The 25068-nt window shown below is 60.5% G+C and carries 22 protein-coding genes; 12 read left to right on the forward strand and 10 right to left on the reverse strand.

Going from position 1 to position 25068, the window contains the following annotated elements; translation table 11 throughout:
• Nucleotides 1–17: 17 nt before the first annotated feature.
• Nucleotides 18–4967 (forward strand): ATP-dependent helicase, encoded by a 4950-nt coding sequence (locus L1C91_RS02615; protein ID WP_234857899.1) that lies wholly within the window; start codon nt 18–20, stop codon nt 4965–4967.
• Nucleotides 4960–5805: a DNA-formamidopyrimidine glycosylase family protein gene (locus tag L1C91_RS02620; RefSeq protein ID WP_234857900.1), complete on the forward strand. Its 846-nt coding sequence runs from the start codon at nt 4960–4962 to the stop codon at nt 5803–5805. Before L1C91_RS02615 ends, L1C91_RS02620 begins: the two co-directional genes overlap by 8 nt.
• Here the strand turns inward: L1C91_RS02620 and L1C91_RS02625 are convergent.
• The 3 genes from L1C91_RS02625 to L1C91_RS02635 form a co-directional block, all read right to left on the reverse strand.
• Entirely contained in the window at nt 5787–6428 is a 642-nt protein-coding gene (locus L1C91_RS02625) for a hypothetical protein (RefSeq protein ID WP_234857901.1), read from the reverse strand. The two genes, L1C91_RS02620 and L1C91_RS02625, sit on opposite strands and share 19 nt — an antisense overlap.
• 30 nt (nt 6429–6458) lie before the next feature.
• Complete coding sequence (pgi, locus tag L1C91_RS02630) at nt 6459–8081, reverse strand: glucose-6-phosphate isomerase (protein WP_234858178.1); 1623 nt, start codon at nt 8079–8081, stop codon at nt 6459–6461.
• 72 nt (nt 8082–8153) lie between these two features.
• Nucleotides 8154–8462, reverse strand: coding sequence for a chorismate mutase (locus tag L1C91_RS02635; RefSeq protein WP_234653526.1), 309 nt, complete (start codon nt 8460–8462; stop codon nt 8154–8156).
• Between the two features lie 79 nt (nt 8463–8541).
• Here L1C91_RS02635 and L1C91_RS02640 point away from each other — a divergent pair, with 79 nt between their 5' ends.
• Complete coding sequence (locus L1C91_RS02640; protein ID WP_234857902.1) at nt 8542–10992, forward strand: ATP-dependent helicase; 2451 nt, start codon at nt 8542–8544, stop codon at nt 10990–10992.
• Nucleotides 10993–11074: 82 nt separating this feature from the next.
• Here L1C91_RS02640 and L1C91_RS02645 read toward each other — a convergent pair whose 3' ends face one another.
• Nucleotides 11075–11812: a M23 family metallopeptidase gene (locus L1C91_RS02645; RefSeq protein WP_234857903.1), complete on the reverse strand. Its 738-nt coding sequence runs from the start codon at nt 11810–11812 to the stop codon at nt 11075–11077.
• Between the two features lie 407 nt (nt 11813–12219).
• Between L1C91_RS02645 and L1C91_RS02650 the strand changes: the two genes are divergently transcribed.
• From L1C91_RS02650 to L1C91_RS02665, 4 genes are all read left to right on the forward strand, one after another.
• The gene (locus tag L1C91_RS02650; RefSeq protein ID WP_234857904.1) at nt 12220–13839 is read left to right on the forward strand and encodes a cell division protein PerM; all 1620 of its coding nucleotides are present in this window, start codon (nt 12220–12222) and stop codon (nt 13837–13839) included.
• A gap of 41 nt (nt 13840–13880) precedes the next feature.
• Nucleotides 13881–14492 carry a phosphoribosylglycinamide formyltransferase gene (gene purN, locus L1C91_RS02655; protein ID WP_419178697.1) on the forward strand — a complete coding sequence of 204 codons (612 nt, stop codon included), beginning with the start codon at nt 13881–13883 and terminating at the stop codon, nt 14490–14492.
• An 88-nt stretch (nt 14493–14580) separates the two neighbouring features.
• Complete coding sequence (gene purH, locus L1C91_RS02660; protein WP_234857905.1) at nt 14581–16152, forward strand: bifunctional phosphoribosylaminoimidazolecarboxamide formyltransferase/IMP cyclohydrolase; 1572 nt, start codon at nt 14581–14583, stop codon at nt 16150–16152.
• 89 nt (nt 16153–16241) lie between these two features.
• Entirely contained in the window at nt 16242–17090 is an 849-nt protein-coding gene (locus L1C91_RS02665; protein ID WP_234857906.1) for an HpcH/HpaI aldolase/citrate lyase family protein, read from the forward strand.
• Here L1C91_RS02665 and L1C91_RS02670 read toward each other — a convergent pair.
• The 6 genes from L1C91_RS02670 to rpmB all read right to left on the reverse strand — a co-directional run bounded on the left by L1C91_RS02670 (nt 17065) and on the right by rpmB (nt 19948).
• A complete protein-coding gene (locus tag L1C91_RS02670) occupies nt 17065–17742 on the reverse strand; it encodes a TetR/AcrR family transcriptional regulator (RefSeq protein ID WP_234857907.1) in 678 nt (225 codons plus the stop codon). The genes L1C91_RS02665 and L1C91_RS02670 overlap by 26 nt on opposite strands.
• Nucleotides 17732–18745, reverse strand: a complete 1014-nt coding sequence (locus L1C91_RS02675) for a hypothetical protein (RefSeq protein ID WP_234857908.1) — start codon at nt 18743–18745, stop codon at nt 17732–17734. Before L1C91_RS02675 ends, L1C91_RS02670 begins: the two co-directional genes overlap by 11 nt.
• Nucleotides 18746–18974: 229 nt before the next feature.
• On the reverse strand, nt 18975–19223 hold the full coding sequence (gene rpsR, locus L1C91_RS02680; protein ID WP_020975862.1) for a 30S ribosomal protein S18: 249 nt from the start codon (nt 19221–19223) through the stop codon (nt 18975–18977).
• 11 nt (nt 19224–19234) lie between these two features.
• Nucleotides 19235–19540, reverse strand: a complete 306-nt coding sequence (rpsN, locus tag L1C91_RS02685; protein WP_234857909.1) for a 30S ribosomal protein S14 — start codon at nt 19538–19540, stop codon at nt 19235–19237.
• Nucleotides 19541–19543: 3 nt separating this feature from the next.
• Entirely contained in the window at nt 19544–19708 is a 165-nt protein-coding gene (gene rpmG, locus L1C91_RS02690) for a 50S ribosomal protein L33 (protein ID WP_020975864.1), read from the reverse strand.
• 3 nt (nt 19709–19711) lie between these two features.
• The gene (rpmB, locus tag L1C91_RS02695) at nt 19712–19948 is read right to left on the reverse strand and encodes a 50S ribosomal protein L28 (RefSeq protein WP_020975865.1); all 237 of its coding nucleotides are present in this window, start codon (nt 19946–19948) and stop codon (nt 19712–19714) included.
• Nucleotides 19949–20510: 562 nt separating this feature from the next.
• Here rpmB and L1C91_RS02700 point away from each other — a divergent pair.
• The 5 genes from L1C91_RS02700 to L1C91_RS02720 all read left to right on the forward strand — a co-directional run bounded on the left by L1C91_RS02700 (nt 20511) and on the right by L1C91_RS02720 (nt 24969).
• Nucleotides 20511–20777, forward strand: a complete 267-nt coding sequence (locus L1C91_RS02700; protein ID WP_020975866.1) for a type B 50S ribosomal protein L31 — start codon at nt 20511–20513, stop codon at nt 20775–20777.
• Nucleotides 20778–20792: 15 nt separating this feature from the next.
• On the forward strand, nt 20793–20966 hold the full coding sequence (gene rpmF, locus L1C91_RS02705; RefSeq protein ID WP_020975867.1) for a 50S ribosomal protein L32: 174 nt from the start codon (nt 20793–20795) through the stop codon (nt 20964–20966).
• A gap of 226 nt (nt 20967–21192) precedes the next feature.
• Nucleotides 21193–21912: a response regulator transcription factor gene (locus L1C91_RS02710; protein WP_234858180.1), complete on the forward strand. Its 720-nt coding sequence runs from the start codon at nt 21193–21195 to the stop codon at nt 21910–21912.
• 48 nt (nt 21913–21960) lie between these two features.
• The gene (locus tag L1C91_RS02715; RefSeq protein ID WP_234857910.1) at nt 21961–23412 is read left to right on the forward strand and encodes a sensor histidine kinase; all 1452 of its coding nucleotides are present in this window, start codon (nt 21961–21963) and stop codon (nt 23410–23412) included.
• A gap of 96 nt (nt 23413–23508) precedes the next feature.
• Complete coding sequence (locus L1C91_RS02720) at nt 23509–24969, forward strand: trypsin-like peptidase domain-containing protein (RefSeq protein ID WP_328219573.1); 1461 nt, start codon at nt 23509–23511, stop codon at nt 24967–24969.
• Nucleotides 24970–25068: the final 99 nt, after the last annotated feature.

Here is a 25068-nt window from a genome sequence, read left to right on the forward strand (position 1 = left end):
TCTTGTATGTTTGAGGCATGTCCGCTGATGTCGTCGATCGTTTCCCCCAGCCAGTCGCGCACTGGTTCCGTTCGTCTTTTCAGCGTCCGACCTCTGTGCAGGCTGCCGCGTGGGAGGAAATTTCCGCCGGCCGCAATGCTCTGGTGGTGGCTCCTACCGGTTCGGGTAAAACGCTAGCTGCATTTTTGTGGTCGTTGGGCCAGTTGTGTCGGCCGCGTTCAGAGGGCACACCTGCGCAGGATTCTGCCCCGCAGCAGGGGGTTCGGGTTGTGTATGTGTCGCCGCTGAAGGCCCTGGGCGTGGATGTGGATAACAACCTTCGGGCCCCGTTGAAGGGCATTGCGCTGGCGGCGGAAAAATTGGGTGTTGACGTCGCGTCGGTTACGGTCGGCGTTCGCAGCGGCGATACGTCGCAGGCGGAGAGGGCGCGGCAGGTGCGCCGACCCCCGGACATTTTGATCACGACTCCAGAGTCGTTGTATTTGTTGCTCACGTCTAAAGGTGGGCGGATGTTGCGCACCGTCGACACGGTGATTATCGACGAGGTGCATGCCGTCGCGGGCACCAAGCGCGGGGCGCACTTGGCGCTGTCCCTAGAGCGGTTGGAGGAGCTTAAAGCAGAGGCCGGCGGCTCGAGGATTCAACGCATCGGCTTGTCAGCTACCGTGCGGCCGGTGGAGGAAGTGGCAGCGTTCATCGGCGGTGGGCAGCCCGTGTCCATCGTGGCACCGGAGGCGACGAAACACTTCGATTTGATGGTCAGCGTCCCGGTGGAGGACCTTGATGACATCCCTGCGGTGGATACCGGGTCGGTCATTGGGGAGGCCGTGGTTGATGATCCTTTCGGTATCAGCGACCTATCCGACACGCCCGAGACAGGTGCTGACGCAGTGGAACCCGCTGCTGCCACCGCCGCCGACCCCGCAGGGTCCGTGTGGCCCTTCATCGAGCGCGACGTGTACGACAAGATCATGGGCGCCCGCTCCACCCTCGTGTTCGTCAATTCCCGCCGCACCGCAGAGCGACTCACCAGCAAAATTAACGAACTGTACGCGCAGGAACACCAGCCGGAAGCCCTCAGCCCCCCGCTGCGCCGAGACCCCGCACAAATGATGGCGAGTAGCGCCCGCGCAGGCACCGCCGCCACACTCATTGCCCGCGCCCACCACGGCAGCGTCAGCAAAGACGAAAGGGCAGAAACCGAAGCGCTGCTGAAATCCGGCGAACTACGTGCGGTAGTCGCGACGTCATCACTAGAACTGGGCATTGACATGGGGGTCGTGGATCTGGTCATCCAAGTCGAATCCCCACCGTCTGTGGCGGCAGGGCTGCAACGCGTCGGTCGCGCCGGGCACAACGTGGGCGACACCTCCCGGGGTGTGTTTTACCCGAAGCACCGAGCCGATGTTGTGAACACTACGGTGGCGGTGGCGCGCATGTTGCGCGGCCAGATTGAGCAGCTCAGCGTGCCCCGTAACGCTCTGGATGTTCTGGCGCAGCACACCGTGGCGGCAGTTGCTTTGCGTGACTGGCATGTGGACCAATGGTTCGAGGTTGTGCGCCGAGCGTACCCCTATGCCGAGTTGCCGCGTGAGGCTTTCGACGCCGTCATCGACCTGGTGTCCGGCACCTACCCCTCGACGGACTTCGCGGAACTGCGGCCCAGGGTCGTGTTCGATCGCGTGTCCGGCATGCTGGAAGGCCGCCCGGGTAGCCAACGCGTGGCCGTGACCAACGGTGGCACCATCCCGGACCGCGGCATGTTTGGGGTGTTTCTCAGCGGCACCGAATCCGACACCGGGCCTCGGCGCGTCGGCGAGCTCGATGAAGAAATGGTCTACGAATCCCGCGTCGGTGACGTGTTCACGCTCGGGGCCAGCAGTTGGAAAATCGACAATATTACCCGCGACCAAGTACTCGTCTCGCCCGCGCCAGGCCATACGGGGCGTCTGCCTTTTTGGCGCGGTGACCAAGTCGGACGCCCCTTCGAGTTGGGGCAGGCGATCGGCGCGTTTCGGCGCGACGTTGCCCGGCGCGGGCAGGCTGCGATTGATGACGTCGCGTGCGTGAAGGCCGGCGGTTCGGATGCTCGTGTGGTGGATGACTACGCCCAGGACAATCTGCTGAGCTTCATTAAGGATCAGCAGGAGGCGATGGGGGTGGTGCCTGACGGGTCAACTGTTGTGGTGGAGCGTTTTCGTGATGAGGTGGGGGATTGGCGGGTGGTGCTGCATGCGCCGTTTGGTCGGCCGGTGATGGCTGCGTGGGCGGTGGCTGTGTCGGCTCGTATCGAACAGGATACGGGCTTTGATCCTCAGGCTGTTGCGGGTGATGACGGCATCGTGTTGCGTTTGCCTGATGGTTTCGCGGAGGGCGATGGGTTCCGTTCTTTGTTCATGTTCGACCCGGATGCGGTGGTCGATATTGTGTCGGAGCATGTGGGGGATTCGGCGCTGTTTGCTTCGCGTTTTAGGGAGTGCGCGGCGAGGGCTTTGCTGCTTCCGCGGAAGAATGCTTCGCAGCGTGCACCGTTGTGGCAGCAGCGTCAGCGGGCGTCGCAGTTGTTGGATGTGGCTAAGCGTTTTCCGACGTTTCCGATCATTTTGGAGACGGTGCGCGAATGCTTGCAGGATGTGTATGATTTGCCATCGCTTCGTCAGGTGCACGCGGATATTGCTGCCGGTCAGGTGCGCGTTATTGATGTGACGACGGAGTCGCCGAGCCCTTTTGCTTCCTCTTTGTTGTTTAACTACACCGGGGCTTTTATGTACAACGGGGATTCGCCTTTGGCGGAGCGTCGTGCCGCGGCATTGTCGTTGGATCCGGTGTTGTTGGAAAAGATCCTGGGCCGCCAGCAGCTCAAAGACGTGCTGGATCCCGCGGTGATTGATCAGTGTGATCGTCGTGCGCGGCGTATGGTTGAGCCGTACCGGGTGGGCAGCGCGGAGCAGTTTGTGGACATGTTGCGCGAGTGTGGGCCGGTGCCGGTGAGCGAGGGCTATTCGGCGATGCCTGCGGATGTGGCTGCCGGGCGTTGCGACGATAGTTTCGCCGCCGATCTTGAGCAATTGCGTTCGGCGTTGGGCCCGTTGATGCCTACGCGCGTGATGCAGGTGCGCGTGGGTGGGCGCGAGGTGTTCGCGGCGTCATCGGATGCGGCGGTGCTGCGTGACGCCCTCGGAGTGCCGGTGCCTGCCGGTGTTGCGGCCAGCCCGGAGGTTGTGGAAGGGGCATTAGGCCAGTTGTTGCGGCGTTTTGCGCGCTCACGTGGTCCTTTTGTGGTTGATGACGTCGCGGAGGCGTTCGGGTTGGGCGCGTCCACTGCCGCGTCGGCACTGAGCCAGGAGGTTGCGGCGCGTTCGCTGGTGCAGGGACGTTTCAGGCAGGGGATTGGCGAGCAAGAATTTTGTGCGCCGGAGATGCTTGACCGGATTAGGCGGCGTAGTTTGGCCGCCGCGCGGGCGGAGCTGGAACCGGTCAGCGGCGATGCTTTTGCTCGGTTTTTGCTCGATTGGCATTCGCTGCGCCCGGCGGTCATCCTGGACCCACCGGATGATGGTGCTACTCCGGCCGATCCGGGTGCCGCCCAAGCCGGTGGTGCTGTCGGTGGCATTGACGCGGTCTACGCCTGCATCGAGCAGCTTGCCGGGGTGGCCATGCCCGCTAGCGCGTGGGAAAAACTTGTGCTCGCCCAGCGCGTACCGTCCTACAACCAGCAATGGTTGGACGAGCTCACCTCCAGCGGGGATGTGGTGATCGTCGGGGATGGTGCCGCAGCGGCCAATGACCCCAGGATCATGCTGCTGCCAGCTGCTGACGTATCGGCTTTGTCTGGCGACCCCGCGCCGGACCTGGGGGATGATCCTTTGGCAGACGCCCTGGTAGAGGCTGTGTCCTCTGGTGGGTTTTTCAGCTTCGCCCAGATAGTCCACCACGTGCGCACCTCGAGCGACAGTACCGCTGCTAGAACCGCCAGCGTGAAGGACATCCGCACGGCTTTGTGGCAGCTGGTCGAACGCGGCGTCATCACCCCAGATAGTTTTTCTGCGCTGCGCACCCACGTGTCCGGCCAGGGGGCGCGCAAAGCACACCGCTCGCCGCGCGCCGCCGGCACTTACCGGGGCCGCCCCCGGGGCCTGGGCAGAGGCAGAGCGCGCGGCATTGGCATGGGCATGGCCACCGGGGACACCTTCGGGGTCAGCGCCGCCGAGTTGTCCGAATACCCCGATGTTGCCGGCAGGTGGGGGTTGGGTGCGCGCGCTCCACGAGGTGCACAAGAGCACGACCCGCAGGCCCAGGCACAGCAGGTTGTTGTCGCCGCTGACGCCTGGCTGGACCGCTACGGTGTGGTCACGCGCGGGAGCATCGTCGCCGAGGACGTCTCGGGTGGTTTCGCCTTCGCATACAAAGTGCTCAAAGGTTTCGAAGATGCAGGCACCGTGATCCGCGGTTACATCATCGAAAAGTTGGGCGCCGCGCAGTTTTCCACCAGTTCGGTGGTTGACCGCTTGCGCACCTACCAAGACGAACGCCCCGGCAAGGTGCATGGTTTGGCCGCTACCGACCCCGCTAACCCCTATGGTGCGGCATTGCCGTGGCCGGAGTCCATCGAGGGCCGCTGCGGCCGCCACGCAGGAGCACTAGTGGTGCTACTCGATGGTCACTTGGCCGCCTACGCAAGCAGAGGCCTGAAAAACGTGTACATCCCGCAGGAGGTGGACCCGCAGGTGGCCAGCAGTGGATTGGTCGATGAGCAGCAGGCTCGGGAGGAATCCGTACGACGTCGCGTCACCGCGTGGGTCCGCGGGTGTGCGGCACTCATCGACCGTGAACTGCTCAGCCCTTTTACCGTTGAGAAACTGTGCGGGGAGCCCGCGTTGGCCAGCCCGCTGTTGCCTGCGGTGCGTGAGGCTGGTGCGAAGATCAGCCCACGCGGCGTCAGGATTGGGGGTGCGTCCCGTGCCTGAGGGCGATAGCGTCTACCAGCTGGCCCACCGTCTGCGCTTCGTAGAGGACTGCGAGGTCACGCACACCAGCATCAGGGTGCCCAACTATGCTGTGGCCTCGTTTGATGGGGCGCGCTGCAGCCGGGTGTGGCCGTATGGAAAGCACCTGTTTATGCAGTTCGATGAGCAGATTTTGCATACACACCTCAAGATGGAGGGCACGTGGGCGTTTCACCCTGCGGGCACGCGCTGGAAGAAACCCGGTTACACGGCGAGGGTGGTGCTGAGGCTGCGGTCGCAGGCGCTAGCCGACCGAGGTTTCGATGAGGTCGAGTTGGTGGGCCACAGCCTTGGTTTCGTGAAGGTGTATGACGTCGCGGAGCTTGAGGCACACACGGGACATTTGGGGCCCGACGTGCTGGGCGCACAGTGGGAGCAGCAGGGGCGTGACGAGGCCGTGCGTCGGGTTCTTGCCCGTCCCGAGCGCAGCGTGGGGGCGGCGCTGATGGACCAAACCAACCTTGCGGGAATCGGTAATGAATACCGGGCGGAGATTTGTTTTCTGCGCGGGGTGCATCCAGCAACGACCGTGGCCGCGGTGGGGGAGGCTGGTGTCGACAAGCTGGTGGATACTAGCCGTGCACTGATGTGGGCGAACAAAGATTCCCCGCTGCGGGTGACCACAGGGGTGCGCCTCCCGGGAGAAAACGCCTACGTTTTTGGCCGCTACTCTAAACCCTGTAGGCGGTGCGGGGCGCTCATAGAAAAGTCCACCCTGGGTGGGGATGATCCCCTGGCCCCGGGTGAACTTGAGCGCATTATTTGGTGGTGCCCACGCTGTCAGCCATTGCTGGGCTGAGGTGCCGGTTCGCCCTCTGCCGGCGCAGGCTCGCCCTCGGGCTGTTGCCCTTCGGGGAGCAGTTCGCCTTCAGGTGTGAGCGTGCGATCCCACTGTGACGGGGGAAGGCCGTAGAGGGCCGGGTCCCCAGTGCTTTCCATCAGAACCCAGGGGTCGCTGTCGCTGCTGCGCTCGATCGGCAGGTCTTTGTCAGCGGGCAGGTTGTATTCCATCGGGTGCGGGCACAGGTTAAAGGTCGCTGTGGGGACTTCCACAACCCCGATCGCCTTGCCTTCAGCGTCGATACCGACCAGGAACTGTTGCTTGTTGTCGGCACCATCCTTCGGGACCATTTTGAGCTTGCCGGCATCAACACCCGCAGCGCTGGCGGCTTCTTCGCGGCCGGTACCACGGCAAATGATGTGGTATTCGGCGACGTCATCACCGAAGTACTCGGCTGCACTCATGTTTTCCACGCCGGTGCCCGCGTATTTGCCGCTATCGATCTGTTCGGCGAGTGCGCGTTCGGCGTCCTTATCGGTGCCGCTGCCGCATGCGCTGAGCGACAGCGTAGACAGTGCCACGGTGGCGATGGTTACTGCGCGGGTTGCTCGGCGCGCAAAGGGGGTGGTGCTGAAAGTCATCTATACGTTCCTTTTTTACTCGGTGCGGGGCTACTTCTTCGAGCGGTACCAAGTGATCAAATTATCAGTGGAGCTATCGCCGGAATCTGCAGCAACCTCACCAGTCACCGCGGGCAGAAGGTCGCCGGCCTGCTTCTTACCGAGCTCCACGCCCCACTGGTCGAAGGAGTTGATGTCCCACAGCACACCTTGGACAAACACAATGTGTTCGTACAAAGCGATCAGTGCACCGAGCACCGCAGGGGTGAGCTCCTCGGCGAGGATCGTCGTCGACGGGCGGTTACCGGGCATAACCTTGTGCTCGACCAGTTCCGCAGGGACACCCTCTGCTGCGATTTCTTCGCTGTTTTTACCGAATGCCAGCACCTTGGTTTGGGCGAACAGGTTGCTCATCAGCAGGTCATGCATGCTGCCCGTGCCGTCGGCGGTGGGCAGATCTTGGCGGGGGCGGGCAAAGCCGATGAAGTCTGCGGGAACCATGCGGGTGCCCTGGTGCATCAGCTGGTAGAAAGCGTGCTGGCCGTTGGTGCCGGGCTCGCCCCAGTAGATCTCGCCGGTGTTGTAGTCCACACGGCTGCCGTCGTGGCGCACGGACTTTCCGTTGGATTCCATCGTCAGCTGCTGCAGGTAGGCCGGGAAACGACCAAGGTCTTGGGAGTAAGGGAGCACGGCATGGGTGTCGGCTCCGAAGAAGTTGCCGTACCAGGTGCCCAACAGTGCCATCAGAACCGGAACGTTGCTACCAAAAGGTGCAGTGCGGAAGTGCACGTCCATGGCGTTGAAGCCCTCGAGGAAGCGCATGAAGTCCATGGGGCCGATGACAGCCATGAGGGACAAGCCGATGGCGGAATCCACGCTGTAGCGTCCGCCAACCCAGTCCCAGAAACCAAACATGTTGGCGGTGTCGATGCCGAACTCTGCCACCTTGTCCGCATTGGTCGACACAGCCACGAAGTGCTTAGCCACCGCGGCGTCATCACCGAAAGCATCAATGATCCACCGCTTCGCAGCATGTGCATTGGCCAGGGTTTCCTGCGTGGTGAAGGTCTTGGAAGCGACGATGAACAAGGTGGATGCGGGATCCAAGCCGTCCAAGGTAGCCACCATGTCGGCGGGATCGACGTTGGAGACAAAACGAGCCGAAATGCCGGCAGTGGCTTCGGAACGTAGCGCCTGTACAGCCATCGCAGGGCCCAAATCAGAGCCGCCGATACCAATATTGACGATCGTCTTGATCGTGTGGCCGGTGTAGCCCAACCACTCACCCGAACGCAGGGCATGGGCGAAATCCCGCATGCGGCCCAGGACCTCATGCACGTCGGCTGCTACATCTTGGCCGTCGACCGTCAGCTCCTGCTCCACCGGAAGACGCAACGCCGTGTGCAACACCGCGCGATCCTCGGTGTTGTTGATGTGCACACCCTCGAACATCTTCTCGCGTGCTTCGGCCAGGTTGCAAGCCTCCGCCAAAGCAATGAGCTTGTCGATGGTGTCTTGATCGACGAGGTTCTTCGACAAATCAACATGGAGCCCCGCGGCGTCAAAAGTCATCCGCGATGCGCGCTTGGGGTCGGCTGCGAACAGTTCCCGCAGAGTGGTAGTGCTGATGCGTGCATAAGCATCTTCAAGGGCCTTCCACTGGGGAAGGTTGATGACTGTGTTGTCGCCAGCGGTGGTGGAATTAGACACTGAGGTCTCCTAACAAAAGTGGTTAAAGATGGGTGTTTAGCCGAGTTTGCCGCGGCCCATGCGCAGCAAAATTGCGGCAAGGCCGGGGCCTTCCTCGCCGATTTCTTCACGGAATTGGTTAATGATCTGGACCTCGCGGGTGTGCACCAACTTGGTGCCTCCAGAGCCCATGCGGGTGCGGCCGATGGCTTGGGACACTGCTTGTCGGCGTTTGACCGCGGCGATAATTTCTTTATCCAAGCGGTCGATTTCTGCCCGATACTGCTTAATTTCGGCGTCCGATAGGGGATCATCGGTGCCGGTGGGCATCCGGGGAGTAAACGAGTTGTCCGCGTCGAGGCTCATGTGTCTCATTGTGCCACTTTTTGTGCGCCATGAGTATTGTGCAGCGCGCTGCCCAGGGGCTGTTAGATTGAAGAGCATTATGACTACTTCTCAGAACTCCCGCGCCGAAGCACTCTTGGATGGGCTCAACCCCCAACAGCATGACGCCGTGTTGCATACAGGCAGTCCGTTGTTGATTGTTGCGGGCGCGGGGTCGGGAAAGACAGCGGTGTTGACCCGCAGGATTGCCTATCTCATGCGGGCTCGGGGTGTGCAGCCTTATGAAATTTTGGCCATCACCTTTACCAACAAGGCTGCGGCTGAGATGCGGGAACGTGTCACAGAACTGGTGGGGCCTGTTGCCCAGCAGATGTGGGTGTCGACTTTCCACTCCACGTGCGTGCGGATTTTGCGACAGCAAGCGCACCTGGTTGAAGGGCTCAACAGTAACTTCACCATTTATGATTCGGATGATTCCAAGCGTCTGGTCACCCAGATACTTAAAGAGATGGACGTGGACATTAAAAAGGTCACGCCCAGGTCGATCTTGGGGGTCATCTCTAATTGGAAAAATGAGTTGGTTTCTGCCCAGCAGGCCGCTGCAGAAGAAGGGGCTCAGGCGCAGGCCTATGGTGCGCGCAGTGGTTTCGGCCAAAGCCTCGCCGCTGAGGTTTATGAGGTGTATCAGCGGAGGTTGAGGCAGGCCAACGCGGTCGATTTTGATGATCTTATTGCTTTAGTTGTGTCTGTTTTTGTCAATCACCCCCAGGTTGCTGAAACCTATAGGCGGCGTTTCCGCCATGTGCTGATTGATGAGTATCAGGACACTAACCATGCTCAGTATCGTTTGGTGGCTGAATTGGTGGGCAAGCCGGGCGGGGCGGTTCCCCCGAGCGAGCTGTGTGTGGTCGGCGATGCCGATCAGTCGATTTATGCTTTCCGTGGTGCCACGATCCGTAATATCGAGGAATTTGAGCGGGATTACCCCCAGGCGCGGACGATCGTTTTGGAGCAGAATTATCGTTCGACGCAGAGGATTTTGACGGCTGCGAATGCGGTGATTGCGCAGAACCAGGGGCGGCGGGAAAAGAAGCTGTGGACGTCGCACGGTGATGGGGAGCCGATCATTGGGTATGTCGCTGACAATGAGCATGATGAGGCCCGTTTTATAGCGCAGGAAATTGATGAATTGGCCGATCAGGGCTATTCCTTTAGTGATATTGCGGTGATGTATCGCACCAATAATTCCTCGCGCGCTATTGAAGATATGTTGATGCGCAACGGGATTAATTACCGTGTGGTTGGTGGCACGCGTTTTTATGAGCGCAAAGAGATCCGCGACGTCGTTGCGTATTTGAGGGTTGTTGATAATCCCCAGGATGCGGTGTCTTTGCGTCGGGTGATTAATACCCCGCGCCGTGGCATTGGGGATAAGGCCTTGGGTTTGATCGATACGCATGCGCGCTTGCGGGGGATTGGTTTTTGGCAGGCGCTGCAGGACGCCGCGCGGGGTGATGTCGATGGGTTGAGTTCGCGCGGTCGCAACGCTGTGGCTGGTTTTGTGGCGGTCATTGAGCAGTTGCAGGCGGCGGCCGTCAATGCGGTCAGTGAGCAGACGGGTTTGCCGGATGTGGGCGCGATCGTGGTGAATGTCCTCGAATTCACCGGCTACAAGTCCAGTTTGGAGGGCAGCAACGACCCGCAGGATGGGACGCGCTTGGACAACCTTCATGAGTTGGTGGCGATTGCTCGCGAGTTTTCCTCAGAGGCGGCAATGCAGCAGGCTTATGAGGATTTTGCTGATGACGCCGCGTCGGCTCAGCAGGCGGGTCAGGCTGCGGCTGAAGGGTTGGCGGAGCCGGGTAGTTTGCAGGCTTTTCTGGAGCGTGTGTCGCTGGTGGCTGACGCTGATCAGATTCCGGATGAGGACGAGGGCGTGGTGACGCTGATGACGTTGCATACGGCAAAGGGCTTGGAGTTTCCTGTTGTGTTTGTTGTGGGGTGGGAAGATGGGCAGTTCCCTCACATGCGTGCGTTGGGGGATCCAGAAGAGTTGGCGGAGGAGCGCCGCTTGGCGTACGTCGGAATTACTCGTGCCCGGGAGCGTTTGTATGTGACGCGGGCAAGCATGCGTAGTGCATGGGGTAATGCTACGCAGAATCCTCCGTCGCGTTTTTTGGGTGAGATCCCCAGCGAGGTGCTCTCGTGGCGTAGGGAGGAGCCCGAGTGGATGAGCTCTGGTTCTGGCTTTGGCGGCGGCTCTAGCTATGGTGGATCTGGTTATGGTGATTCTGGATATGGCCGGGGCGGCGGTTTTGGTACCAGCCGGGGTTCTGGCTTCTCATCGAAACCGCCGCTGCCGAAGGCCGCCGAAAAGCGCCCTCAGCTGCATCTTGTGGTGGGCGATAAAGTCAATCACGAAAAGTATGGTTTGGGCACCGTCAAAGAGGTCTCGAGCATGGGTGGGTTCGATATGGCTGTGATTGATTTCGGAAGCAGCGGGACGGTGAAGATGATGCTCAATGGCACCGCCCCAATGGAAAAACTATAGAAAACTATAGAAAGGAGAAAACCTCCCGGCTGGCCACGGTTCAGGTGTGGCCGGCGGGAGGTTGCTTTGTGCTTATGCGGTTTTAGATGGTGATGCCGCGCTCTGCGAGCCACGGGATCGGGTCGACTGCTGCGCCGCCACCCGGATGTGCTTCGAAGTGGAGGTGGACACCGGTGGAGAAACCGCGGGAGCCCATGCCTGCGATCTTCTGGCCGGCGGTAACATGCTGGCCGACTGCGACGTCAATGGTTTCCATGTGGCCGTAGACGGTGATAGTGCCGTCTTCGTGGCGCAGGCGCACCCACTGGCCGTAGCCGGAGGCGGGGCCGGCGTCGATAACTTCACCGTCGAGGACAGCAACGATGGGGGTGCCCAGGCTGTTGGCGATGTCGATACCGGAGTGGAAGCTGCCCCAGCGGGGGCCGAAGGGGGAGGTGAGAACGCCTTCAGCCGGCTTAGCGGCCTGGGGTGCGCGGGCTGCGCGGTCAGCGGCTACGCGCTCGGCGTTGTACTGAATGGCCTTGTTGAGCTGGTCGCTCAGGTTGGCCATGGGCTTGAAGTCTGCGATCGCGAGGATCTGCGGAGCGCCGTTGATGGGCTCGGAGGAAGAGGTGGCGAGTGCGATGTCTTGTGCTTCGCGCACTTCCTGCTGGGGTGCGGATGCGTGGGCGGCTGCAGCACCTGCTGCGCCGGCGGTGGACACTGCGCCAGTCGCTACGGCGACGAGGGCGACACGGCCTTTGGTGGTTGCGGAGGAGTAGTGCTTACGGTGCGCACCGGCGGTCTTCCGCACAGACGTGGTGTTCGCCTTCATCTGCATGTGGCTCTCTTCCTTGAACGCTCGCGAGTACCTGCCCCCGAGTCTGGAGTAGTGGTACAGCTCGGTCGTTGTGACCGCCTTGTTATCTAACAGTGTCCAACGATAACGGTTTGTTACAAAGCGTTCAACAAAATGAGCGACTTTTTGGGCGCGTGCGCAAAATTGTTACTGATGTGACGCAAGTGTTTTGGTGGTGGTGTTCACTTTGGGCGGTCGGGGCGCGTCGTAGATAGGTCCCTATCTGCGCTTTAAGGTTCCTCTTAGGCTTCTATCTTGCTTTTTATCCCGCGTGTTACAGAAGACGTCACCCATTGAGATGCTCATCACTATTTTGGGGGTGGTAGCCCTTTCGGGGCCCACCGGCACGCCTCAGCCTGTGCCGCGGCCCCGCGTGGCATGGTGGTGTCGTGAACTCTAAGCAACCTTCGCGCGGTGGACAGATTGACCGGGGCGGCCAGCCTGCATCGGCTGGTCCTGAGCGCCCTGCACGTTCCGGGCGTCCCCCTCGGACGGCTCCGGGGCAGAGGCGTCCGCGTTCCTCGAGCCCTAGGGCGGCGCGTAATAGTGGTGTGTCGAAGGTGCGTCGCGGCGCGGGTTTGTCTGTGGTTTCTGCCCAGAAGGCGGCGTTGATTGACCGGTCGACGTGGAAGGGCAAGTTTAAGGCTTTTCTTCCCACCCTGGTGTTGCCCCACGTGACGATTATTGCTGTGGCGATCATCGGCGCTATTTCGGTGTTGTTGGCCACTGGTTCGAGCTTTGTAGCTTTGCCCGCCACCATTGCCCAGCTGTGGTTGTTGGCGCATGCCGCCCCTGTTGCATCGTCGTCCACCGTGTTGTCTGTGGTGCCGGTTGTGCCCGCTTTCTTGGTTGCGCGCGCGATGGCCCGGCGGATTCGGGTGCTGATTAAAGACCGCGTGAGTATCTCTGATCTCGTCCTGCTGCAGGCCTTGACGCTTGCCTTCCCGCTTGCGTTGACGGGTATTGCGTGCGCAATGTTGTATGACGCCGCGTCGGTTCTGCCCGTCGCTGTTCCTCCTGTGGGCACGGCGATGCTGCGGGCTGTGATTGTTCATGAGTTTGGGTTGATTGCTGCCATGGGGGTTCGTTTGTGGCGGCTGCTTGTGGTGCGGTGGAAGATGAGCCCCGTGGTGGTTGATGCAGCACTCTACGCCCGTGATTTCTTGCTGCGTCTGGGCGCTGTGGGTCTAGCGGCCATGCTTGTTTCTTTGATTGTCCATGGCTCGACTACGGTGTCGATGGCGGGAATGTTTGGAGATGAGGTTCATGGCGGCGGCCCTGTGGCGATCGCCGCGATGATCGCCTTAAGCCTTCTCTACCTTCCTAATGCTGCTGTGTGGTCGGCGGCCGTGCTGTCTGGTTCTGAGATGCATGTGGGCGATGGGGTGGTGTCGCTGTTTGGTGTGGCACCCAGCCCGTTGCCGCCTCTTCCGTTGTTTGCTGCCATGCCTATGCACGCGTGGGTGGTGGCGCCGGTGTTGCTGCTTGCTCCGGTTGCTGTGTCTTCGGCGATGGCGTATCGCCGCGTTGCCCACAGTGAGCGCGCTCTGAGCGAGTTTGCGTTTGCTGGCCTGTTTGCGGCGTTGGGATGCGCTGTTGCTGTTTTCATGGCCTCGGGTGATGCGGGCGCCTTCGGCTTTGTGGGGGCGACGTTCTGGTTGACTGTTGTGTTGGTGGCGCTGTGGTGTGCTGTCCCGGGTATTTTGATCGCTTTAATTCACGGCTTTATGGCGGTGAAAGCCCCGTTGGCTAAGAGGGGAGACACTGATGTAGCCGAGCTAGAAGAGATAGAAGATATAGAGGAAGCAGAAGAAGAGGCCGAGGCTAAGTCCGCAGAAAAAGCGGAACCGGAAGATCCGGAAGACGCAGAGAATCTGGAAGATGCAGGAGCGGCTGAAGAAGAAGCTGAAGCAGAGAACATAGAGGCCGAAGAACCCGACCCGGAAGAGCCCGACGCAGAAGAATCAGATGTGGAAGACGAAGAGTCGGAGCAACCCGGTAGGGGGTAGGTTCGGGGGTTATAGCTCGTGCGTGTAGCTACACTATTCGCGTGACCAACAACCCTGAACCACTGCGCGTAGCGGTGTTAGCATCCGGTACTGGTTCACTTCTGCAAGCGATTCTCAATGCCCAGGACAACTCCTATGTTGTCGTGGGCGTTTTTGCTGATAAGCCTTGTGAAGCGATTGACCAAGCGCGCCGCCACATACCAGCGCCGCAGACAGTGCAGGTTGTTGATTTTTCTTTATTCGGCCAGGCCCGCCGACCACAGTGGAATAGCCTGCTGGCAGATAGCGTCGCGGCGTCATCACCAGATGTGGTTGTTTCTGCGGGCTTCATGCGGATTTTGGGCACGGAATTCTTAGATCGCTTCGGGGGACGCACGATCAACACCCACCCGGCGCTGCTGCCGAACTTTCCCGGAGCCCACGCAGTCCGAGACGCCCTGGCCGCGGGAGTGAAGGTGACGGGGACGACCGTCCACTATGTCGACGCAGGGGTCGACACCGGGCCAGTAATCGAACAACGCGAAGTGCCCGTTTATCCGGGGGATGACGAGTCCACGCTGCACGAGCGCATCAAGACTGTGGAACGCGAAATGATCGTCGACGTGCTGCGGGGCTTCCGCTCGTTGGGCACCCGCGCCCGACCGGGCGGCTAATCCCCTAAAGCGGCCCGTTGCTGGCTCGCCGCACTGTTACTTCCGTAAGTACTCGGTATCCCAAACGCATCTTGAAGAAGGTTTCATCGTGACTCAGACTGCACGCAAGCAGATCACCCGCGCGCTCATCAGCGTGTATGACAAGACTGGCCTGGTGGAGCTCGCCTCCGCGCTGGCTGACAATAACGTGGAGATCGTCTCTACCGGCTCGACCGCGAAAACCATCGCGGAGGCAGGCATCAAGGTCACTCCGGTGGAGGACGTCACCGGTTTCCCCGAATGCTTGGAGGGCCGCGTGAAGACGCTGCATCCCCGCGTCCACGCAGGTATCCTCGCCGACACCCGCAAGGCTGATCACCTGGCACAGCTGGAGGAGCTCGATGTGGCTGCCTTCCAGCTTGTTGTCGTGAACCTGTACCCCTTCACGGAGACCGTCGCATCCGGTGCGGATTTCGATGCCTGCGTCGAGCAGATCGACATCGGAGGCCCCTCGATGGTGCGTGCTGCCGCAAAGAATCACCCGTCGGTTGCTGTTGTGGTTGATCCGGCGCGCTACGGTGATGTTGCGCGTGCCGTCGCGGAGGGTGGCTTCAGTCTGCAGCAGCGCACCGAGTTGGCTGCGCAGGCTTTCCAGCACACTGCGGCTTATGACGTCGCGGTTGCTACCTGGATGTCCGAGCAGCTCGCCGCCCAGCAGGGGGAGGATTCGGGCGCTTACCCGCAGTGGATGGGTCGTACCTTCGAGCGCGCGCATGTGTTGCGTTACGGCGAGAATCCCCACCAGTCGGCTGCGTTGTACACGGCGGCGGGGGAGCGTGGTTTGGCGCAGGCAACCCAGCTGCATGGCAAAGAGATGAGTTACAACAACTATACGGATTCTGACGCCGCGTGGCGTGCCGCGTGGGATCATGAGCGCCCGTGTGTTGCCGTGATCAAGCATGCGAACCCCTGTGGCATCGCTGTGGCTGATGATATTGCTGCGGCTCACCGCGCGGCCCATGCGTGCGACCCTGTGAGTGCTTTCGGTGGGGTGATTGCCGCGAACCGTGAGGTCAGCGTCGAGATGGCCAAGCAGGTGGCGGAGATTTTCACCGAGGTGATCATCGCGCCCAGCTATGAGGACGGTGCTGTGGAGGTTCTGCAGGCGAAGAAGAACATTCGCATTTTGGTCTCTGAGGCGCCTAATGGTGCTGTGCCGGAGTTGCGCCAGATCTCTGGCGGCATGTTGGTGCAGGAACGCGACCGTGTTGACGCCGCGGGGGATGACGCTTCGACGTGGACTCTTGCTGCTGGTCAAGCTGCTGATCCGGAGTTGCTGAGCGACTTGGAGTTCGCGTGGCGGGCGGTGCGTGCTGTGAAGTCGAACGCTATTTTGTTGGCTCGCGATGGCGCGACGGTGGGTGTTGGCATGGGGCAGGTCAACCGCGTGGATTCGGCGCGTCTTGCGGTCTCGCGTGCAGGTGAGGAGCGTGCGCGTGGTTCTGTAGCTGCATCTGATGCTTTCTTCCCCTTCGCTGATGGCTTCGAGGTCCTGGCTGAGGCCGGCGTGAAGGCAGTCGTGCAGCCTGGTGGCTCCATCCGTGATGAGGAAGTTATTGCAGCGGCGCAAAAAGCTGGGGTAACGATGTACTTCACGGGCGCCCGCCACTTCGCCCACTAGTTGTTGTTTCAAACAAAGAGCGGGCTTTCACTAATTTTTTAACGGTGAAACCCCGCGCGCGCCCCGGGGCTGCGTGCATACTTGGAACCATGGTGATTAACGATTCCTACATCTGCGGGCCGGCTGTATTGTTTGCGCCCGCCAATCGGCCGGAGATTTTCCCCAAGGCCGCGGCAGCCGCAGACATGGTCATCCTTGACCTAGAAGACGGCGCGGGTGACGCTCCCAAACAACAATGCCGACGCAACATCATCGACTCCACGCTTGACCCCGCACGGACCATCGTCAGGGTCACTGGCCCCGACCATCCAGATTTTATTGATGACGTCGCGTGCGCCAAGGCCTCACCTTACGACCTGATCATGGTGCCCAAGGTTCGCGCGAAGCTGCCGGAGGAAGTTAAGGGTTTGAAGGTGATCGCCATGGTGGAGACACCTCAGGCAGTGGTGGGTATTGATCGCTTGGCATCCGACCCGTCCGTGGTGGGCATGTTCTGGGGAGCCGAAGACCTCACGATGGAACTGGGTGGGACGCACTCGCGCTTCCTCGTAGACGAGGGTGCACCCTCTGGCCGCCCAGGGCCCTACCGCGACACCATGCGTTTAGCGCGGGCAACCATGCATATGCACGCATCTGCATGGGGCAAATTCACCATCGATGCGGTGCATGCGGACTTTAATGACGAGGCTGGCATGTTTGCCGAAGCCGTCGATGCCGCACGCAGTGGCTTTGCCGCCAGTGCCTGTATTCACCCGCGGCAGGTGGCCACTGTGCGTAAGGCCTACCAGCCGGATCCAGGGCAGCTCGAATGGGCGCGCCGTGTGGTGGACGAGGCCGCGTATTACCCCGGAGCTTTCAAACTCGACGGGCAGATGATTGACGCGCCGCTGATCGCCCAAGCTAGAAGGATTCTCACTCGTGGGGGTCAAGCAAGCTAGCGCACCTGTCGACACGGTCGGCCGGGAGGTCTGCGCCAACAACCCGCAGCGCGGCGTCAGCAAGCATGATTGCTAATTCAGGCAACGCGGTGCCGCCACTGGGGTCGAAGGGCGCTGTGCCATCGTTGGGCCGCATATCTGTCACGGATAATGCGATGTGGAAGGACAGGTCGTTGAGCGCGGATTCGAGCGGCACGCCTGTGATGTCCGCTGAGAACTGGCGGAATGTTGCCCGCAGGCTGGCGCGCTGAGCGTGGAATTCCGCGAAGTCCTCGGAGGCGGCAACCGGCAGCTGATACAGCTTGCCGATGTTCCACCGTTGCGACAGCAACAGCCGAGTTTCCGCCGCGACAAGCGACCACAGGCGAAGCTCCGGGGTGAGGTCCCCGATGGTGCTGAAACGCTCCGCTAGCTCCACCGCGGGATTGACGGTTGAATTGAGCAGCGTGAGGAAGATTTCTGTCTTCGAGGGGAAGTGGTAGTACAGGGACGCCTGACGGATCCCCACCGCATCGGCGATCTGGTGGGTGGAGGTTGTTGCAAAACCTTGGGTGGTAAACAGCTCTGCTGCGGCATCCAGGATTTCCTCGCGGGCAGTGCCACCGCGCCGGCGCGGGCTGGTTTTGCGCGGTCGTCCAACGTTACCGGCCATGGGGTGCCTCCTCGCTTCGGGTGACAACAGACGTGATCACTTCGGAAATCATGCGGGCTGATGCCCCATAGGCGCTGCGGTGGATGTGTGACAAGTCGTCGATGAAGTCAGCGTGGCTGCGGTTTCGCCACTGCTCCAGGTCGATTTTTATGCCGGTGCGCCAGGCGTCACGAACGTATTCGGATTCGTCTGCAGACAGAGCGGGGCTGTGTAGACGGTCCGGGGTGTATCCGGAGGCAGTTGCGGCCCGCACTGCAGCCCAACGCGCCAATGATACGCATGGATTAATGACGTCGCGTCGTATGTCGGCGGTTGCGTCTCTATCTGGCATGCCGGCAACAAAGGTGACCGCCCGGGGGCGTGCTGCAGACGCGTCGGACAGGAGCAGCGGTTCCAGCGAGGGATCGATGGGCTGGTTGGTGGGGGAGTCTGCGTAGACGGTGCGTTGCGTTCCATTGTCTGGGGCGCTGGCGTCGGCGAGGCCGGGTTGGGTGATAAACGATACTGCGTGGCTGCGGTTATGTTGAGGGCGGTCGTCGTTGGTGCTCCTCGCCAGGGAGTAAATGTCGTGCAGATAATCCTCGATGCACGCGAGTCGCTCATCTGCGGGGATTGAAGCCAGGTCCGGAGCGTGGGCGGTGAGGGCAGCTGGATTCTGATCTAGGGCTTGGGCACGGAGCGTCGAATGGTCGGGTGTGTCGGCGGGAAGGATCAGCACGATGGGGCTCGTCGGCAGGCCCTCGCCCCGGGCAAAATCCCCACCTAGTTCCACAGGTCCGGGAAGAATGGGAAGACCGTTGAGGTGCGGTACCGCGGCGGCGGGGGAGTTGAACACATTGCGGATGGCGTCGCAGTACCAGCTCATCAACAGTGTTGGATCGCCGGAGTGGTCGAGGGCATTGCGTAGCAGGTGCTGGGCTTCGCTGAGAATACCGCGTGCATGGGAGTGTGTGCGGCAGGCGGTGGCCTCGCGGGAGAGCTCGACTAGCGATTCATGAAGCACGCGTGCACTGGTCCTTTCGACTGTTAGCAATGCTCATAGACTACCAGGGCGATTTTTAGTCCGGCTGGATCAGGTGGGCGCATAAAAGACTCCCCCCGAGTAAACACTCGGGGGGAGTCTTGGTGGCTTGTCGCCGCAGTTCTAGCCTGGGCCCAATGCGAACCATTGGTTCAAGTTAAAGACATGCGGCTGATGAGCCCGCTGTCATCTTCTAACGTTGACCGTGCCTTTAGCGGCTGGTGAACGGCAGGAGAGCCATTTCGCGTGCGTTCTTCACGGCAGTAGCAACCTGACGCTGCTGCTGCGGGGTGAGACCGGTGACGCGACGGGAGCGGATCTTACCGCGGTCGGAAATGAACAGACGCAGGGTCTTCAGATCCTTGTAGTCAACCTTCTCAATGCCGTTGGCCTTGAGCGGGTTCTTCTTCGGGCGGCGGGACTGTTCAATCCGCGCCTTCTTGATGTTGGTGCGCTTCATTGTGAAACCCCTTACCAGCTGGACTTACGAACGCCCGGGAGCTCACCGCGGTGAGCCATCTCGCGGACACGGACACGGGAGAGACCGAACTTGCGGAGGTAGCCGCGGGGACGACCATCGGCAGCGTCGCGGTTGCGAACGCGGACCGGGGAGGCGTCGCGGGGCTGGCGGTTCAGCTCAAACTGTGCGTCCAGGCGCTGTTCGTCGGTGGAGTTCGGGTTCTTGATGATGGCCTTGAGCTCGTTACGGCGCTCCGCGTAGCGGGCCACAATTTCCTTGCGTTGCTCGTTCTTGGCGATCTTAGACTTCTTAGCCATGAATTAACGCTCCTCGCGGAATTCGACGTGCTTGCGGACAACCGGATCGTACTTCTTCAAGGTCATACGGTCGGGGTTGTTGCGCTTGTTCTTACGGGTGACGTAGGTGTAACCGGTGCCAGCCGTAGACTTCAGCTTGATGATCGGACGGATGTCATTACGTGCCATCTTTTAGACCTTCTCTCCACGTGCGCGGATCTGAGCAACAACAGCTTCGATGCCGTCGCGGTCAATGACCTTCAGACCCTTGGTGGATACGGTCAGAGTGACCGTACGGCCCAAAGAGGGAACAAAAAACTTACGACGCTGCACGTTGACGTTCCAACGGCGGTTGGTGCGTCGGTGCGAGTGCGAGACGGACTTGCCGAAACCCGGCTTGCGTCCCGTGACCTGGCAAATAGCCGACATGGACTTTCTTTCTCCTAGCCGCCCACATCAAAAGACGGCCGCTATGGTGGGCGGCCGAGCCAGCTGACGGGGCGAAAAACGAATAATTCGACAACAGCAAGCGTCAACAATACCGTTTCGAGCCCGGGATGCATAATCGAGGGTGCTTGGCGGCTATGGTCCGCAATATCTGCACTACCTACCGCAATATTGGCAGAAGTTCATCGGTGGGGTTTTCCAACATGGTGCTCGCACTATATTAAATAGGTGCGATATCGGCTGCTGCTTGCGTGGGCAACCGGCTCGATTTCGGTTTTTGGGGGTCGACGTTGTAACATGCTCGGGTGCGCCGTACGCGGCGTCTCAGCCATTAAAGACTACTGTGCTGCTATTAGGTGCAGCAGTCCGCAATGTGCAGACCTCGTTGCCATCTTCTTAGCTAAAGAAGTGGCCTCGTGGCTCTGAGGCCCGGCGCGGCTACTTAAAGTTTTAGCGTCAGCGCGCGCCGAACGGCTATACATTATGGCGTTTATGGCCTTGAGCCGTCGTAAACCACTCTTACTTGATCGTTTAAGGGATGAGAATGAAGAAGGATATCCACCCCGACTACCACCCGGTGGTCTTCCAGGATGCGGGTACGGGCCACCAGTTTCTGACCCGTTCCACCGCTAAGTCTGACCGCACCACCCAGTGGGAAGACGGCAACGAGTACCCGCTGATCGTCGTCGACGTCACCAGCGAGTCTCACCCGTTCTGGACCGGTGCTCAGCGTGTCATGGACACCGCTGGTCGTGTCGAGAAGTTCCAGCGTCGCTACGGCAACCGTGCCCGTCGCGCGAAGAAAGCTTAAGGAGGGTAGAAAACAATGGCAGTTCCGAAGCGTCGTATGTCGCGTGCTAACACCCACGCTCGTCGTTCCCAGTGGAAGGCCGACAATGTTGCCCTCCAAGAGGTCACCATCAACGGTCGTTCCCACCTGATCCCCCGCCGCCTGGTCAAGGCCGCGAAGCTGGGTCTGGTTGATGTTGAGCAGTTTTAAGCTCGACTTTTAATCGCAAAACTCGAGTCCCCTCATGTAGGGCCCTGATCCAGGGCGCGTGGGGGGACTTTTGCGTTAGCCTCGCAACGTGTTTGATTGTTTTACATGGTTTGTTCAAAACCCTACACCACTATTTCTCCATGGTTGCTGCGCGCAGTCCAGAAGGCTTTGGTAGCTTCTCGGCCGCTACGGTAGTGGCCCCAATCCTCGAAGGCGGATGTTGTACATGAAGGTCCTCGTTGTTGATGATGAACAGGCAGTGCGTGAGTCACTGCGCCGTTCGCTTGCGTTCAACGGCTACAAGGTGTTGCTCGCTGGTGATGGCGGCGAAGCACTCGAGGTGATTCGGGCGGAAGAGCCCGATCTGGTCATCCTCGACGTCATGATGCCCAACGTTGACGGATTGGAGACCTGCCGCATTTTGCGCAGCAGTGGGGACGACCGGCCGATTTTGCTGTTGACCGCCCGCGACGGGGTGTCTGACCGGGTAGCCGGTTTGGATGCCGGGGCCGACGATTACCTGCCGAAGCCCTTTGCACTTGAAGAGCTTCTGGCCCGCGTGCGCTCCCTTCTGCGCCGTGCAGCCAGCACTGACGCCACCAATGCTTTGAATGCCGCAGGTGGCAATAGCAGTGTGCTGTCCTTCGGTGATCTTAAGGTGGATACGGATTCCCGCGAGGTTTTCCGCGGCAATCGTCCTATTGCGCTGACCCGCACGGAGTATTCGCTTCTCGAGTTGCTCGTGGCTCACCCCAGGAAGGTTCTATCCCGCGACGAGATCTTGGAAGCGGTGTGGGGCTACGAGTTCCCAACCTCGGGCAATGCTCTCGAGGTGTACATCGGTTATCTTCGCCGCAAGACGGAAGCGGAGGGTGAGTCGCGTTTGATCCACACCGTCCGCGGCGTCGGCTATGTTTTGAAGGAAAATCCCAACGACGCGACCTAGAGTCTGCTCGTGGGGTGAAAATGTTTACCCACACGTGAAGGAAAGTGCATGCTGAGGCGACCTGTCGAACGAGAGGTCGGGGGCGAGGAGACCGTCGACCCCCGAAGCTGGTCACGACGCGTGTCGCTACGCTGGCAGCTGTCGGCGATGTCTGCTTCCATGGTGGCCCTGTCACTGGGAATGATGATCCTCGTCGCCTACTGGACGCTGTCTGCGTCCCTTGCCCACAATGTTGACCAAGGCCTCAAAGAAAAGGCGATGTCGCTGATCTCCAAGGTGGAATCGAGCGATTTTTCCGACGACCCTGGCCTGCTCATCAGTGAGTTTAAGGAGTACAACCCGGATATCCGCATCGCGTACTTCCCGCCGCACTCCTTTTCTGGTATCGGCGATAACATTTCGCTGTCGGAGGAGCTCTCCGTCGTCGGCGGCGCAAAAAGCGAAAACATCCGCACCGCACAAAACGAACGCATCCTGTCGCAACGCTCCCCAGAAGGCGCGACCTTCATCCTGGCCGAGAGTATGGAAAACACCCGGCAGCTGACCTCCTCCCTAGGGTTTGCCCTGTTGTTTGTTGGTGGGGTTGGCATTTTTGTGTCCGTCATGGCTGGTGCCGTAGCCGCTCAAGCCGGTTTGCGCCCCATCAGTCGCCTGCAAAGCGCTGTCGATTACGTCGCGACGACCGACGACCTGCGCCCCATCCAGGTCTACGGTGATGACGAAATTGCACAACTGACCCGCAGCTTTAACCTGATGCTTGCGGCCTTGCAGAACTCCCGCGACCGTCAGGCGGCCCTCGTCGCCGATGCTGGTCACGAACTGAAAACACCGCTGACCTCTCTGCGAACCAATATCGAACTGCTCATGCTGATTACAAAATCGCCCAATGCGTCGGTCAGTGAGCAGGACCGCGAAGATCTTGAACGCGACGTCATCGCCCAAATGGAGGAATTAGCGTCACTGGTCAACGATCTGGTCGACCTCGCCAGGGAAGAATCCAACGAGCACTCCGCGGAACCCGTCGACCTTAGTGAGGTTATTGAAGGCGCCCTGGACCGCGTACGCCGCCGACGCGTCGACGTGGATTTCCAGGTGCAGACGTTCCCCTGGGAACTGCAAGGGGACCCCTTCGCGCTCAACCGGGCGATGGTCAACCTCCTCGACAACGCCGCGAAATGGTCACCGGCTAATGGAATCGTCGAAGTAACAATGAACCGCACCCCCTGGGGAGGCTGCGAACTGCTCATCGGCGACTCCGGGCCAGGGATCCCCATGGCAGAACGGCAAAAAGTATTTGAACGCTTCTACCGGGCGATCGAATCCCGAAGCATGCCGGGCTCTGGCCTGGGGCTCGCAATTGTGAAACAAGTGATCACCAAACACGGCGGCACAATCAGCATCGGCGACTCTAGAATGGGCGGGGCGCTCATCCGCATAGGATTGCAACCAGAAGGGCTACTTGTCGACCGCGACACCCGGCTCGGCGACACCCCCAACTAAACTCCGGGTTACTCCCAGCAAACCCCCAGTAACATTAGACAAATATCGGATCTCAACCCGAGAACCATCACAGCAGACAGGGTGAGGATAGAAGTTATGAACAACCAACCTGAAGACTTCCGAAGCGTCAACAATCCCTACGGCCAGGGATCGCCCAACCCGCAGCCGCACGCCTACCCGGGCCAGCCCACCCAACAGTTCGGTCAGGCCCAGCCCGCAGGGCAACAGCCCTACACCCAGCCGCAGCCCGAGGCACAGTACGCTCAGCAGAACCCGCAACCACAGCCCGAAGGGCACTACGCCCAGCAGGCGCAGCCTTCCGCCTTCGGAAGCAGCACCCCAGAACCCACGCGCCAGTACGAACAATTCGAACCCCAGATGGGCGGCGCCAGTGGAAACGTTGCTCCTGGGGGCAATGGTGGCGATAACAGCATGCCTCAGGGGGCGGAGGTCGCTGCTGCCCCGGAACCGAAGAAGCGGCACACCTTGGGCATACCGGCCGTCCTATCACTGATGCTGGTCTCCGCGGTGGGCGCAGGATCGGCAGTCGGCTTGGGGCTGAGTGCCGCAAACCAACACAACGACAACTCCCACGTTGTGAACGCACTCAACGAACCCGCCGTGCAACGCACCGGAACCACCGAACCCGGTGACGTCGAGCAGGTCGCCGCCAACGTGCTGCCCTCTGTTGTCAGTATCCGCGTGTCCAGCCGTAATGCTGTCGAAGAAGGATCGGGGTCGATCATTTCCTCCGATGGCTACGTGCTCACCAACAATCACGTTGTTGGTAGCGCAGCCCAAGGCAGCGACATTCAAGTCACCCTCAACGATGGTTCCACCATGGATGCCGACTTTGTTGCCGGCGATGCAGAAACAGACATCGCGGTCATCAAAATCCGCGGAGCAAATGATCTGCCGGTCATCAGCTTAGGTGATTCCAGCCAGGTTCGGGTGGGTCAGCAAGTGGTTGCTATCGGTTCACCCCTAGGCTTGTCAGCCACCGTGACCACCGGTATCGTCAGCGCGCTGAATCGTCCCGTGCGTGCCTCCGGCGGTGACGGTGGAGAATCCTCCCTCATTGACGCCATCCAAACCGACGCAGCCATCAACCCCGGTAACTCCGGTGGCCCCCTGGTCGATATGAATGGCAACTTGATCGGCATGAACTCGGTGATCGCCTCCATGAGCAATGGCGAAGGCCAGGCAGGCTCCATTGGTTTGGGCTTCGCGATCCCGGTCAACCAGGCTCGCCGTCTAGCGCAGCAGCTTATCGATAATGGTCGAGTGTCCCAGCCGAAGATCGGTGTGAGCCTCAACCCCAACGATCGCTACCGTGGTGCACTGATCGCCGATGTTGCTAAGGGCAGCCCCGCAGACGAGGCTGGCTTGCGGCCTGGCGAACTAGTCGTGGGAGTCAACGACCGCGTGATCGACAGCAATGATGCGTTGATTGCTGCTATCCGTGGCTTTGAGTTCGGCGATACCATCACCATGAAAGTCCGCACCAGTGACGACCAGCAGCCCCGCGAAGTGCAGGTGACCCTCCCTGCTGAATAGTGGGCGCTGCGCTCGCTTTTCGCGGGTCCGTTGGACGCTTGACCGGATGCGCATCCACAAGGCACACTGTAAGGGCACCCAAAACATCGCGAAGGAGTA

The organism is Corynebacterium argentoratense, assembly GCF_021491455.1.
In the GTDB taxonomy this organism is placed as follows: Bacteria; Actinomycetota; Actinomycetes; order Mycobacteriales; family Mycobacteriaceae; genus Corynebacterium; species Corynebacterium argentoratense_A.

Bases quoted from the DNA above. Each gene is read 5' to 3' on its own strand.
- rpmF (WP_020975867.1), top strand. From the start codon at position 20,793: ATGGCAGTTCCGAAGCGTCGTATGTCGCGTGCTAACACCCACGCTCGT.
- L1C91_RS02670 (WP_234857907.1), bottom strand. From the start codon at position 17,742: ATGGCCGGTAACGTTGGACGACCGCGCAAAACCAGCCCGCGCCGGCGC.
- L1C91_RS02700 (WP_020975866.1), top strand. From the start codon at position 20,511: ATGAAGAAGGATATCCACCCCGACTACCACCCGGTGGTCTTCCAGGAT.
- rpmG (WP_020975864.1), bottom strand. From the start codon at position 19,708: ATGGCACGTAATGACATCCGTCCGATCATCAAGCTGAAGTCTACGGCT.
- L1C91_RS02645 (WP_234857903.1), bottom strand. From the start codon at position 11,812: ATGCAGATGAAGGCGAACACCACGTCTGTGCGGAAGACCGCCGGTGCG.
- L1C91_RS02640 (WP_234857902.1), top strand. From the start codon at position 8,542: ATGACTACTTCTCAGAACTCCCGCGCCGAAGCACTCTTGGATGGGCTC.
- L1C91_RS02665 (WP_234857906.1), top strand. From the start codon at position 16,242: ATGGTGATTAACGATTCCTACATCTGCGGGCCGGCTGTATTGTTTGCG.
- rpsR (WP_020975862.1), bottom strand. From the start codon at position 19,223: ATGAAGCGCACCAACATCAAGAAGGCGCGGATTGAACAGTCCCGCCGC.
- L1C91_RS02625 (WP_234857901.1), bottom strand. From the start codon at position 6,428: ATGACTTTCAGCACCACCCCCTTTGCGCGCCGAGCAACCCGCGCAGTA.
- rpmB (WP_020975865.1), bottom strand. From the start codon at position 19,948: ATGTCGGCTATTTGCCAGGTCACGGGACGCAAGCCGGGTTTCGGCAAG.
- rpsN (WP_234857909.1), bottom strand. From the start codon at position 19,540: ATGGCTAAGAAGTCTAAGATCGCCAAGAACGAGCAACGCAAGGAAATT.
- L1C91_RS02715 (WP_234857910.1), top strand. From the start codon at position 21,961: ATGCTGAGGCGACCTGTCGAACGAGAGGTCGGGGGCGAGGAGACCGTC.
- L1C91_RS02615 (WP_234857899.1), top strand. From the start codon at position 18: ATGTCCGCTGATGTCGTCGATCGTTTCCCCCAGCCAGTCGCGCACTGG.
- L1C91_RS02710 (WP_234858180.1), top strand. From the start codon at position 21,193: ATGAAGGTCCTCGTTGTTGATGATGAACAGGCAGTGCGTGAGTCACTG.
- L1C91_RS02720 (WP_328219573.1), top strand. From the start codon at position 23,509: ATGAACAACCAACCTGAAGACTTCCGAAGCGTCAACAATCCCTACGGC.
- L1C91_RS02635 (WP_234653526.1), bottom strand. From the start codon at position 8,462: ATGAGCCTCGACGCGGACAACTCGTTTACTCCCCGGATGCCCACCGGC.